Source organism: Bacillus sp. (in: firmicutes) (genome assembly GCF_031983925.1).
In the GTDB taxonomy this organism is placed as follows: domain Bacteria; phylum Bacillota; class Bacilli; order Bacillales; family Bacillaceae_G; genus Bacillus_A; species Bacillus_A pacificus.
This window is the reverse complement of sequence record NZ_DALYZR010000008.1, coordinates 149,308-161,922: the sequence shown is the minus strand read 5'-3', so window position 1 is coordinate 161,922 and position 12,615 is coordinate 149,308. Positions and strand designations below refer to the sequence as shown.

General features: G+C 35.1%; 11 protein-coding genes. 7 read left to right on the top strand and 4 right to left on the bottom strand.

What is annotated here, in order from left to right; all coding sequences use genetic code 11:
• Positions 1-416 precede the first annotated feature (416 nt).
• Positions 417-1,682 (top strand): Y-family DNA polymerase, encoded by a 1,266-nt coding sequence (locus tag RTP99_RS20805; protein ID WP_000272633.1) that lies wholly within the window; start codon positions 417-419, stop codon positions 1,680-1,682.
• Positions 1,679-2,020 carry a YolD-like family protein gene (locus RTP99_RS20800; protein WP_000980464.1) on the top strand — a complete coding sequence of 114 codons (342 nt, stop codon included), beginning with the start codon at positions 1,679-1,681 and terminating at the stop codon, positions 2,018-2,020. Before RTP99_RS20805 ends, RTP99_RS20800 begins: the two co-directional genes overlap by 4 nt.
• 77 nt (positions 2,021-2,097) lie before the next feature.
• Here the strand turns inward: RTP99_RS20800 and RTP99_RS20795 are convergent, their stop codons facing one another.
• Positions 2,098-3,231: a zinc-dependent alcohol dehydrogenase gene (locus RTP99_RS20795; RefSeq protein WP_000649081.1), complete on the bottom strand. Its 1,134-nt coding sequence runs from the start codon at positions 3,229-3,231 to the stop codon at positions 2,098-2,100.
• 367 nt (positions 3,232-3,598) lie between these two features.
• Here RTP99_RS20795 and sasP point away from each other — a divergent pair, with 367 nt between their 5' ends.
• Complete coding sequence (gene sasP, locus RTP99_RS20790; RefSeq protein WP_000002833.1) at positions 3,599-3,811, top strand: small acid-soluble spore protein, SasP family; 213 nt, start codon at positions 3,599-3,601, stop codon at positions 3,809-3,811.
• Between the two features lie 294 nt (positions 3,812-4,105).
• Positions 4,106-4,621 carry a DUF3231 family protein gene (locus RTP99_RS20785; protein WP_000512137.1) on the top strand — a complete coding sequence of 172 codons (516 nt, stop codon included), beginning with the start codon at positions 4,106-4,108 and terminating at the stop codon, positions 4,619-4,621.
• Between the two features lie 35 nt (positions 4,622-4,656).
• Here the strand turns inward: RTP99_RS20785 and RTP99_RS20780 are convergent, their stop codons facing one another.
• Positions 4,657-5,133, bottom strand: coding sequence for a YndM family protein (locus RTP99_RS20780; protein ID WP_000680658.1), 477 nt, complete (start codon positions 5,131-5,133; stop codon positions 4,657-4,659).
• 305 nt (positions 5,134-5,438) lie between these two features.
• Positions 5,439-6,296, bottom strand: a complete 858-nt coding sequence (locus RTP99_RS20775; RefSeq protein ID WP_000368292.1) for an MBL fold metallo-hydrolase — start codon at positions 6,294-6,296, stop codon at positions 5,439-5,441.
• Positions 6,297-6,546: 250 nt separating this feature from the next.
• On the opposite strand from RTP99_RS20775, the gene RTP99_RS20770 reads away from it, so the two are divergent.
• Positions 6,547-7,749, top strand: a complete 1,203-nt coding sequence (locus RTP99_RS20770; RefSeq protein WP_001151406.1) for a macrolide family glycosyltransferase — start codon at positions 6,547-6,549, stop codon at positions 7,747-7,749.
• Positions 7,750-7,900: 151 nt separating this feature from the next.
• Positions 7,901-10,507 carry a phosphoenolpyruvate synthase gene (ppsA, locus tag RTP99_RS20765; RefSeq protein ID WP_000094207.1) on the top strand — a complete coding sequence of 869 codons (2,607 nt, stop codon included), beginning with the start codon at positions 7,901-7,903 and terminating at the stop codon, positions 10,505-10,507.
• Between the two features lie 55 nt (positions 10,508-10,562).
• On the opposite strand, the gene RTP99_RS20760 is transcribed toward ppsA, so the two are convergent.
• Positions 10,563-11,180 (bottom strand): TetR/AcrR family transcriptional regulator, encoded by a 618-nt coding sequence (locus RTP99_RS20760; RefSeq protein WP_001205685.1) that lies wholly within the window; start codon positions 11,178-11,180, stop codon positions 10,563-10,565.
• Between the two features lie 170 nt (positions 11,181-11,350).
• Here RTP99_RS20760 and RTP99_RS20755 point away from each other — a divergent pair, with 170 nt between their 5' ends.
• Positions 11,351-12,532: a YhgE/Pip domain-containing protein gene (locus RTP99_RS20755; protein WP_000482923.1), complete on the top strand. Its 1,182-nt coding sequence runs from the start codon at positions 11,351-11,353 to the stop codon at positions 12,530-12,532.
• Positions 12,533-12,615: the final 83 nt, after the last annotated feature.

Genomic DNA, 12,615 nt, shown 5'->3' with positions numbered 1-12,615 from the left:
CAAAAAAAGGCTATAATTTTAATGTATCCGATGTATTCAATTTATGATTCATGATAGTCTGTTCGAGATATTGTTATAAAAAAGCACTGCTAAATAGTACTATTTTTCGAAATAAGTCTTTCTTATATAGGTATCTTGCTACTATGAAAATATCTATTTACATACAAGCCTTTTTGAATACCAAAGAATGGTCCCTAAAATACCGTGCTTATTCACGAAGAATGAAGTTGTTTCTCCTTTTATCTATTTACATTTTTAAGTACTGAAAAAGTTCTCAAGAATAGAGGGAAGATTTTTATAATTTTTCTTGAATGTAATAACGGTTATTTTAACCAAAATTTTCATAGAAATACCTTTAAAAAGAACGTAGGTTCGTATATAATAAGAACAAACGTTCTTTGTTAGGAGTGATAACCTTGTATGATTATTCGCTTTTACCGAATCGTATTATTCTTTGTGTAGATCTTCGTAGCTTTTATGCAAGCGTGTCATGTATTAAAAAAGGACTTGATCCACGATATACAAAATTGGCTGTTGTAGGAGATGTAAACAGGAGTGGGTCCATTGTATTAGCGGCAACACCGCCACTTAAAGCGTTAGGAGTTAAGAAAATGGCAAGGTTGTACGAAATACCGAAGAGGCCAGATATTATTATTGTGAATCCAATTATGCATACGTATATGAAATGTTCGACTTACATAACCAGTTTAGCCTTACAGTATGTTGCGCCGGAAGATTTTCATCAATATAGTATCGATGAGTTTTTCATGGATATGACCGCGAGTATTCATTTGTTTGCGAGTAATCCGCGTGAGTTTGCATTAAAGTTTAAAAGAGAAATATATGAACGTACACGGATTGAAAGTACGATTGGTATTGGTCCAAATTTATTATTGAGTAAGGTAGCGATGGATGTTGAGGCGAAAAAGAATAGGGATGGAATAGTGCAGTGGACGTATGACGATATACCCGAGAAGTTATGGAGCATTAGACCGCTCAGTAAATTTTGGGGTATATCGTATAAAACAGAAATGAAATTGAATCGAAAAGGTATACATACGATTGGAAATTTAGCGCAGTATCCTTTGAGGTATTTAAAGCAATCATTCGGTGTAATAGGGGAAGAATTACATCTACATAGTAACGGAATTGATTTTAGCAGAATAGCAGAAAAATACGTTCCAGCAACAACATCTATAGCGAAAAGCCAAATATTATTTCGTGATTATTCGATAGAAGAGTTCATCGTTATTTTATTAGAGCATGTAGAAGAAGTTTGCTACAGATTGAGAAGAGAAAAGAAATATGCGCAAACGATTCATTTTTCAGTTGGATACAGTAAGGAATATGGAGGGGGAATAAAAAAGGCAAATACATTAAATAGAGCAACAAATTTAACGATGGATATTTATAATGTTTGTACCTATTTTTTATACGAGCGGCATACAGGAGAACCAATTCGATCGGTAAGCCTTTCCTTAACAAATCTAATAAATGAAGGGGAAGAGCAAATTTCGCTTTTCGATAACATTATACAAAGAGAAAAAGAAATGCGATTAACGAAAGTTATGGACGAAATTCGAACACGATTTGGTAAGAACAGTATTTTACGTGGAATTTCTTACACAAGCGTCGCAACAGCAAGATATAGAAACACGTTATTAGGAGGACATAAATCGTGATGAATGCTAATATGCCAAAAGGAAGAGAGATGGTAAAGTGGCAACCGTTTGCCAGTATGCCAGAGCAGTTCGTTTGTATTAAAGAAATGATACAGGAGCAAACAAAAATCCCTCGTCCAATTTTAACGCAAGATGCAAAAGAAAGGATTGAGAATAAGCTGTTAATTTCATATTTAGGTGAAGAAGAGGTTTTACTTACATATTATAAAAATGGCTATTTATATAAAAATTACATAACAGTAGCTGATATAAATCCATTAAATAAGACGATTACTTGTACTGATGCTTTTCGTAATCAAAGAATCTTTAAGTTTAGGGATGTAATGGAAGTGGATTAGAGTATCTTTCTATGCAGTAGGGTATTTTTAGCAGTCTACTGCATAGAAAAATCAAAAAATCACCCACATATCAATTTTCAAGGTTTCAAAATGACTTTTATACAATCATCTTCACGATTATTAAAAATTTGATAACCGTAGCTCGCTTCTTCAAGGGGGATTTTGTGCGTAATAATCTCTTTTGGATCAAATTCTTTATTTGTTATTTTTTCAAATAGTTCTGGCATAAAATGAATGACAGGTGCTTGTCCCATTTTAAGATTAATATTTCTAACCCAAAATGCACCGAGTGGGAAGGCATTATAGTTGCCGCCATAAACGCCGGTCATTTGAACCGTTCCATATTTTCTTACGGCTTTCGTAGCAATTTGAATAGGGCCGAGAGTTCCGCCTTGTAATTTCAATTTTTGTTCCAGAAATTCTAGAGGCGATTTTTTTCCATCCATTCCCACGCAATCAATGACTACATCCGCACCGCCATGTGTGATTTCTTTTAAATGTTCTCCCATATCAGGAAATTTTGTGAACTCAAATACCTCAACATTGTTAATCTTTTTTGCATAATTTATCCGATAATCTAAGTAATCGACTGCAATTACGCGTTTAGCACCTTGCATCCAAGCGAATTTTTGTGTCATTAATCCAACAGGTCCACAACCAAGGACGATAACAGTATCACCTCGCTTAACGCCTGCGTTTATTACACTCCAATAAGCTGTTGGCAAAACATCGGATAAAAACAGTAGAGATTCATCTTCCAGTTCGCATGATTCTGGTATAACAAATGGCGTGAAATTTCCAAAAGGAACTTTTAAATATTCAGCTTGTCCGCCCGGATGATTACCAAATTTCTCTGTATAACCAAAGTATCCACCAGAATCATAATGAGGATTGGAGTTATCACATTGACTTTCCATTTCATGTTGGCAATAGAAACAATGTCCACAAGCAACGTTGAAGGGGATAACAACACGATCGCCTTTTTTCACTTTCGTAACATCTGGTCCTACTTCTTCAACAATACCCATTGGCTCGTGGCCAATAATATATCCTTGTGGTAAAGGCATGTTACCTTGATATAAATGTAAATCAGAACCGCAAATAGCGGTTGAAGTAATTTTTACAATAATATCATCTTTTTTTTCTAACTTTGCATCATCCACTTGTTTAACTTGTACTTGGTTTGGACCTTGATAGGTTACAGCTTTCATCTCGTATCTCCTTAGGAATCATTTTTCAAAATTTATCCCGCATTAACGGGCAGTAAGATCCCCACCTCAAAATTCAGCGGAAGCAAAGAAGTTAGGTGGGGGGGCGGGCTGCACGTAAAAGCCCGATTGGTGAGGGCTGATTAAAGTTTCACTTTATATGTATCTCTTGGCAAAACAGAAATCTTTAGTAAAGAGGAATCTATACATAGTGTTGTTATGACAGTATGTTATAGCAACTCTTCTTTCTTATGTCTTCTGCACTATTTTAAGAAGAAATTCAATATTTATTCATAAACTAATTCCCATAAAAAGGATAATTATTATTTCATAATCTGTAGCATATTAAAAACATCGGAGGTGAAATAATATGGCAAACAATAATAGTGGAAATCGTAATGAATTGTTAGTTCGAGGTGCTGAACAGGCTCTTGATCAAATGAAATATGAAATTGCACAAGAGTTTGGTGTACAACTTGGTGCAGATACAACAGCTCGTTCAAATGGATCTGTTGGTGGTGAAATTACAAAACGTTTAGTAGCAATGGCTGAACAACAACTTGGTGGTAGAGCTAACCGCTAAGTAAATTGACATACAATATAGTAGATATGTAAATCAATTTCTTTTGTATATGTGTAAAAATAAAAACCCTTATAGTAAATGGATTCTCACTCAAAGATTATTGATAATCTTCTTTCATAATCTTTGAGTATTTGATTTGTAAACTACTTTCCTAAACAATAAACACACAGTGTTGGAAAGGTGTTTTCCATGCATAGTAGAAAATCTTTTGCAGGAAAAAGCATACTTAAAAATTTGATTTCAATATTGAAATCAATATTGATTATGATATTTTCGAAAGGGAGGAATTTAAAAATGGGTATTTTAAGTGGAAATCCTCAAAATGAACCGTTACATTACGGAGAAGTATTTGATATTTGGAGTTATCTTTTAGCTGCACAAGGTGCCGTTGCAAGTCACCAAGTATTTATGAATCACACAGGTGATGAAGATTTGAAAAAGTTTCTAGAAGGCTTAATTGAAAATGACATGAATTCGGAAATAGAAGAATTAAAGGCGCTTTTAAAAGTTAATGGGGTTGCTTTACCACCTGCGCCTCCAGAACGACCAGTTGCATCTATTGAAGACATTCCTCCAGGAGCGCGTATTAATGATGTTGAAATAGCAGCAGCTGTTTCTACAGGATTAGCAGCTGGTCTTGTGACATGTAGTCAAGTAATGGGAAAATGCCTTCGAGAAGATGTAGGCATGCTATTTGGACAATTTCATATGAAAAAAGCGCAAGCAGGTGTAACTTTGCTACGTTTAAGTAAGAAAAAAGGATGGGTAGTACCACCTCCGTTACATGTGAAAAACTCTGATCAAGCTTAATAAACAAAAATAAAAAAGTGGCATTGGCCACTTTTTTATTTTTTAGATGTATCCTCAAGCTTGGATTTATTTATTGTAGAAGAATCTATATATTCATCTGACATTTCCATAGCATAGTTATCATGCTGAATATGATTGTGATTTCTTAATGTATTCTCGTTACGCAGTACTAACCTCTTCATATAAATGTGGAAGAAAATTTCTGTTCCACCAATAATTAAAGCGGCTATAAATGAAGAAAGTCCAATATTACGAGTAGCATCTAAATTAGTAAACAAGGATGTTAGTAACCAAATTCCGAAGAAGCTTAAGCCGACATCTGCTATTGTAGCAATCATATTTCCGTATTTAGGTAAAATGAAGAGATCTCCGATTAAATAGGCAGCTCCTGTAAGGAAAAGAGAAATGAGTAATACTCTAGGAATTGAAATGCCTTTAAAGATACTAAGTATGATTAGTAATACTGCAGTTATCGCTGTGTATTTAATTAATAAAGCAACAATATGTTTCATCCTTTTCCTCCATTGTTTAAACGTATATGGAATAAAATATTTCATTAAAAACGGGTTATGCTTTTATATAGCGTAACCCGTTTTAATTACTCTTTAATGGGAAGAGGTACAAGCTGGGTAAGAAGCAGGCTTATACTACGGATAGTATTTGCGGAATATCGAGTTTTATTCACAAAGGGTAGGTCTATCCTTATAATAGAGATGTTGCTTAAGTACAGTGTTTTTTCACTAAACTTAATAATTTTTTCTATTTTGATTTTGAAGTATATTTTAATTATTTAATATTAAAACCAAATTTTTTTTGCTTAATGTGCCTTTTTATCTACATATTTTCCGTAATCAGGTACAGCAATTTTATCAAATTCTTGAACGAGTGTGTTGAGGCTTGTTGATAGCAAATCACCTGACATCGGTATCCCATGTCCAGTAATAGCGACCAGAGGCTTTAATTCTTCTAATTTAATGACTGATTCTTTAGCGGCTTTCCAGTCTGTTGTTAAATAACGAGGGGGGCCGCTTATTTCCTGTTCCTGAGTAAATACTTTATATAGATATTCCTGTTTCACTGTAACAAAAGCATCACCAGCAATTAAAGTTCGGTCTTTTTCTCGAAATAATGAAATATGCCCAGGAGTATGCCCTGGTGTATGAATCCATCTAAACTCTGGCATATGAGGAACGGTTCCATCTGCAGGTAATACGGTTACGCTATTTCCTAAATCAATCGGTTCGTTAGGGAACAGAGGCGACATTTTCGCTACTATACCACCTTCAACTGTTGGATCTGGTTCAGGATAGCTTTGTTGTCCAGTCAAGAACGGTATCTCCATTTCATGAGCATAGACTGGAACATCCCAATACTTAATGAGTTCAATTATTCCTCCAACATGATCAAAATGCCCATGAGTTAAAATAATTGCTTGTGGACGGCTATTTGTACCAAATCGCTTCTCAGTAACAGATATAATTTCATTTGCACATTTAGGCATTCCAGCATCAACTAAAACAAAATCATCGGTATGCGGATTTCCAACAAAACATATGTTGACGATTTGAATCGTGTAGCAAAATAAATCAGGCAATACTTCGAGGCCATGACCACTTTCAATTGAAGTTGCTGGAATAAACTTGTAATCACTTCCATAATTCATTTCATTGTCCACTTTTTCTCCCCCTTAACTTATTCCAATATGACATTATAGTTCCCTAATTTTGAAAATCCATTTTGGGGGATATCGTTTTCTCCCGCTTTAATGGGCAGTAAGACCCCACTGATTAAAGTTTCACTTTACAGTATACTGACTTTGTTTCTTACTCGTTTATTACATTTACTATCACAAGTGCCCTTATTAAAATGAGGAGAGAAACGTACTTGATTATAGGAAGTTTTTATTTAAGAGGAGGAACTATCATATGGCAAAGGTACTAATGTTTAATTTTCCAGGGGAAGGACATGTGAACCCAACTCTTGCACTTATTGAAGAATTAGTAAAAAGAGGGGAAGAGGTTGTTTATTATTGTGTAGAGGAGTATAAGGAGAAAATTGAAAAAACAGGAGCTTTGTTTCGTCCATATGAAAATTTTTTAGCAAAAGTAGACATGTTGAAAAGGATGAATGGAGAAATAGATCCCTCTGAACTATTATTACATATGGTAAAATCCATGGATAAAATAATAAAGATTGTTATAGAAGAGTTGAAAGAAGAAAAGTATGATTACGTAATATATGATAACAATTTTGCAGTAGGATGGATCATAGCTGAAGCATTACATTTACCTAAAATCTCTTCATGCACAACATTTGCAGTTACGAAAAAGTTATTTAACGCATTGATGAACAATCATAATGAAGGAGACAAAAAATCACCTCTTTATCAAGAAGTTACGCATATTTTAGAAGAGTGGCAAAAGGTATATGGCTTTTCTATGAATGAAAAGAAAAATGTAATGACTTGTGCTGGAAATATTACTATCGTATATACGTCTGAATTTTTCCAACCTGATGTGGAGGAATTGGATGATTCTTATATCTTTGTTGGCCCCTCTATTACATCACGGAAAGATATGCAAGAAATTACTTTTAAACAGAAGGAAGAAGAGAAACTCATTTATATTTCTATGGGAACTGTATTTAATCAACAGATGGATTTTTATTACATATGTTTTGAAGCATTTAAAAATTTTCCTGCTACCATCATATTGTCCGTAGGAAAACATATTGACATCAACCAATTGAAAAATATCCCATCTAATTTCAAAGTTTATAATTATGTGCCTCAGTTAGAGGTATTGAAACAAGCTAATCTTTTTATTACGCATGGGGGAATGAATAGTTCTAGTGAAAGCTTATATTTTGGCGTTCCTATGATCGTTATCCCAGTTATGGGAGATCAACCGATAGTGGCCCAAAGAATAGAAGATTTAAAAGCTGGCATACAATTAAATCTAAAAAAGCTTACTCCAGTGACATTATATAATGCAGTAATGGAAGTATTATCGAATGATGTATACTTAGAAAATAGTCATAAAATCAAATGTACTTTAAAAAATGCTGGTGGATATATTAAAGCCGCTGAAACAATAGAACTATTTAAGTTGAAGACGGGTATTAAATGAGATGCCCCAGTTGCCAAACACAGCAACTGGGGCATCTTATTATTTCTTCCTAACTTAATTATACCACGTAAATCAAGTTCAAAATAGACTGTTTCTTCTCATTTACTCCTGCTACAATCAAGAACACATGCAAAGTAAGGAGAGATGTTATATGAGTTCTTTCGTTCTCGATTTTCAGGAAATAGAAAAGGTGCAGCTTTCACTTGTCGGTGGAAAAGGATTGAATTTAGGGGAGTTATCTAATATTCAAGGGATACAAGTGCCAGAAGGATTTTGTGTGACAACAGTAGGATATGAAAAGGCCATCGAGCAAAATGAAGATTTTCGTACTTTGTTGCAGCAGTTAACCAAGTTGAAGCGTGAAGACCGAGCTCAAATTGGTGAAGTTAGCAAGAAGATTAGAGAAGTCATTATGGCAGTACAAATCCCTACTGATGTAGTGGAAGCAGTAACTCAGTATCTCTCACGTTTTGGAAATGAACATGCGTATGCCGTGCGCTCTAGTGCGACGGCTGAAGATTTACCGTATGCTTCATTTGCTGGTCAACAAGATACGTATTTAAATATTATCGGAAAAGAAGCGATTTTGCAGCATGTAAGAAAGTGCTGGGCGTCTTTATTTACAGAGCGAGCCGTTATGTACCGCATGCAAAATGGTTTTGAACATAATCAAGTTTCTATATGTGTTGTCGTTCAAAAAATGGTTTTCCCTGAGGCTTCGGGAATTTTATTTACGGCTGATCCGGTTACTTCTAACCGAAAGGTGCTATCAATTGATGCCAGTTTTGGACTTGGTGAGGCGTTAGTATCAGGACTGGTCTCTGCCGATAATTATAAAGTAAAAGAAGGCAAAATTACCGAAACGATGATAGCGACTAAAAAATTAGCTATTTATGCTGTAAAAGAGGGCGGAACAGAGACGAAACAAATTGATCCGGCTCAGCAAAAGGTTCAAACATTGTCTGAACAACAAATATTACAACTAGAACAGATCGGAAGACAGATTGAAGCTTATTTTGGCTGTCCACAAGATATAGAATGGTGTTTAGTCGATAACGTATTTTATATTGTCCAAAGTCGCCCCATTACGACTGTATATCCAATTCCTGAAGAAAATGATGGGGGAAATCATGTGTATATATCAGTTGGTCACCAACAAATGATGACCGATGCGATGAAACCGCTTGGGTTATCTTTTTTCCTGTTAACGACTAATGCTCCTATGCGTAAAGCGGGAGGACGGCTGTTTGTTGATGCTACACAACAATTAGCTTCACCTGCTAGCAGAGATTATTTAATAAATACTTTAGGAAAATCAGATCCACTCGTAAGAGATGCATTAACGACTATAATCGAGCGAGATAATTTTATTACATTGTTGCCGGATGATGAAAAAGAAAAGATTGTTAGTAAAAGTAAGCAACCTGTAAATCCGCAATCAGAAATCGAAAATGATCCGGCAATCGTTACGAATTTAATACAGAATAGTGAAGCATCAATCGAAGAGTTAAAACGAAACATGCAAACGAAATCAGGGACGGATGTACTTGATTTTATTTTGGAAGATATTCAGCAATTAAAGAAAGTATTATTTAACCCGCAAAGTATCGCTGTCATTATGGCAGGTATGAATGCTTCAATATGGATGAATGAAAAGATGGAGCAATGGTTAGGCGAAAAAAATGCAGCAGATACACTTTCTCAATCGGTACAAAACAATATTACGTCAGAAATGGGTTTAGCATTAATGGATGTTGCGGATGTGATTCGGCCGTACCCAGAAGTTATTGCGCATTTACAACATGTAGAAAACGATAACTTTTTAGATGAAATAGTTCAGTTTAAAGGTGGAGAAGAAGCCCGAGATGCAATTCTAACTTTTCTAAATAAATACGGAATGAGATGTAGCGGAGAAATTGATATTACGAAAACGCGCTGGAGTGAAAAGCCAACTACAATTATTCCGATGGTTTTAAATAATATAAGAGACTTTGAAGCGGGTGCTAGTAAACGGAAATTTGAAGAAGGACTGCAAGAAGCTTTGAAAAAGGAAGAAGAATTATTAGAGCGATTGCAGCAATTGCCGGATGGAAAACAAAAGGTAGAAGAAACGAAGCGAATGATTCGTAATATACGTAATTTTATCGGTTATCGTGAATATCCGAAATATGGTATGATTAATCGTTATTTCATATATAAGCAGGCGTTGCTGAAAGAAGCTGAGCAACTTGTGCAGATCGGTGTCATTCATGAAGTTAATGATATATACTATCTAACTTTTGAAGAGCTTCACGAAGTTGTTCGCACGAATAAACTAGATTACGAGCTTATTCAAAAACAAAAAAATGATTACAAATTATATGAAAAACTAACGCCTCCTCGTATCATGACGTCTGATGGAGAAATCATTACAGGTAAATATAAACGAGAAAACCTCCCAGCTGATGCGATTGTAGGTTTGCCTGTTTCTTCAGGAGTGATTGAGGGAAGGGCTCGCGTTATTTTAAACATGGAAGAAGCGAATTTAGAAGAAGGAGATATATTAGTTACTGCGTTTACTGACCCCGGCTGGACACCATTGTTTGTGTCTATAAAAGGGTTAGTCACTGAAGTTGGCGGACTTATGACGCACGGAGCAGTAATTGCACGTGAATACGGATTACCAGCAGTCGTTGGAGTAGAGAATGCTACAAAATTAATAAAAGACGGACAACAAATACGGGTACATGGGACTGAAGGGTATATTGAAGTGTTGTAATGAAATAAAAGATCATCCGCTATTATAGTGGATGATCTTTTCATATATACTTGACTTATTTCTTTAAACCAGCCGCATAAAAAGGTCCATGAACTGCGATTGTTGATAAAATACGAGCAATTTCCTCAGGTGTTTCTTTTTGCCCGTTATTTAACCATTGCTGAATCACACCAATATGAGCAGATGCCATATAAGAGGCTAAGTATTGGCTTGGGACAAGTAAATTCTCTTTATTAATGAGAGCGCCATTCGTATCTTCAAATATTGTTTTCCACATAAAGTCTTTCAATTTTGTTTGGAAAGATAAATCTCCTTTTGGACTTAATACAGCTTTCATAAAATCACTATTTTCATTTAGAAATTCAAGAATAGAAGTGATGGGTATAAACGGCATTGTTGGGGAAGGGCTTGAGCCGAGATCAGCAATAACTTCCGGAAGTTTCTGTTTAGCAATGCTAGAAAACTTATACATAATTTCTTCTTGGCATTTCGTCATTAAATCAAACTTATCTTGATAATGTGCATAAAACGTACCGCGATTTATGTTTGCTTTCGTTGTAATATCTTTCACTGTAATGGCGTCAAAACCTTTTTCTTCAATTAGTTCCACAAATGCATTTCGTATGGCAGTTTTCGTGCGAACAACACGTAAATCTAAGTTACTATCACGCAAAGTATGTCCCTCCTTAATTTTAGCCAACACATTTTAAGAATGTGTCTTATAACCGACACATTCACGATTTTTGATTATTGTATAAGGTTCAACTCAAACATATAATTCAAATATAAATAAACAACACGTTGTTGGTTATTATAAATCAAATGATAGGAGGAGAAAAGAAAATGTTTAATAATAAACTTTTATGGTTATCACCAGTTATTGCACTACTTGTTGTTTTTATTTTTTCATTAACGTTATTTCCAACTGTTCAGCCTCAGTCGAAAAACTTGCCAATCGCAATTGTAAATGAGGATCAAGGAGTAGAAATTCCGAATCAACTGAAGATGAATATGGGGCAAACGATTGTTGATAATATGAAAAAAACATCAAAATCAGATGAAGAACCCGCAGTGAAGTGGGTAGAAGTGAAAAATAAAGAAATAGTTCAAAAAGGCTTAAATAATCAAGAGTATTACGCAGCATTAGTTATTCCAAAAGACTTTAGTACAAAACAAGCATCATTACGAACACCACAGCCATCTTCGCCAGAGGTAGAAATATTCATCAATCAAGGAATGAATACAGCAGCATCATCTATGGCAGGACAAATGTTAAATGGGATCATTGATAATATGAACAATACTGTTCGTACTCAGCTCCTAGATGGATTAAAAGCAAAAGGAGCTACATTAACAGCAGATCAAGTTTCAAATGTAGTAACACCGATTACAAAGAAAGTGACAAATGTAAATGAAACCGGCAAAAATAGTGCGAACGGTAACTCGCCAATGTCTTTATTCCAACCGTTATGGATTGCAAGTTTAGCGAGCGCAGCAATTATCTTTATGGCGATAAGTAAAATGCCGATTCGTACAAGAAAAGAAAACTTCGTATTAAAACTAAAGCAAATCGTAACAGGCGCAATTGCCGCATTTGTTATTGGATTCGGTCTTACATGGATTGCGGATGGAATGGTAGGATTAAATATTTCAAATTTCACTGATACAGCACTATTTTTATCTATTACATCCTTTAGTTTCTTCTTAATGATATCGGCCGTACTTTCATTAGTTGGACTAAAAGGAATTGGTGTATTCGCACTCTTACTATTCTTTGGGGCACCGTTATTATCATTAGCACCGGAAATGTTGTCGCCATTTTATCAAGACTGGGTGTACGCATGGTTGCCAATGCGATTTATGATTGAAGGACTGAGAGAAATATTCTTCTTCGGAAAAGGGTTAAGCTGGAGTACACCTCTTACTGTACTCGTTTGGATTGGTGCGGTAAGTATGGCTATTATTCTATTGACTGCTTTCAAACGTAGTGCAATAAAGGAACATAAAACAGAATTAAACGCTTAGAAAAAAGAACGTTTCACTCGTAGTGAAGCGTTCTTTTTGTGATGAAATAATGATTAGTCTATAGGGAAATGAAGAGTTCGCAT

What these genes read in the sequence shown, in the direction of transcription:
- RTP99_RS20795 (WP_000649081.1), bottom strand. Translation starts at nt 3,231, where the DNA reads ATGAAAGCTGTAACCTATCAAGGTCCAAACCAAGTACAAGTTAAACAA.
- sasP (WP_000002833.1), top strand. Translation starts at nt 3,599, where the DNA reads ATGGCAAACAATAATAGTGGAAATCGTAATGAATTGTTAGTTCGAGGT.
- RTP99_RS20785 (WP_000512137.1), top strand. Translation starts at nt 4,106, where the DNA reads ATGGGTATTTTAAGTGGAAATCCTCAAAATGAACCGTTACATTACGGA.
- RTP99_RS20780 (WP_000680658.1), bottom strand. Translation starts at nt 5,133, where the DNA reads ATGAAACATATTGTTGCTTTATTAATTAAATACACAGCGATAACTGCA.
- RTP99_RS20770 (WP_001151406.1), top strand. Translation starts at nt 6,547, where the DNA reads ATGGCAAAGGTACTAATGTTTAATTTTCCAGGGGAAGGACATGTGAAC.
- ppsA (WP_000094207.1), top strand. Translation starts at nt 7,901, where the DNA reads ATGAGTTCTTTCGTTCTCGATTTTCAGGAAATAGAAAAGGTGCAGCTT.
- RTP99_RS20755 (WP_000482923.1), top strand. Translation starts at nt 11,351, where the DNA reads ATGTTTAATAATAAACTTTTATGGTTATCACCAGTTATTGCACTACTT.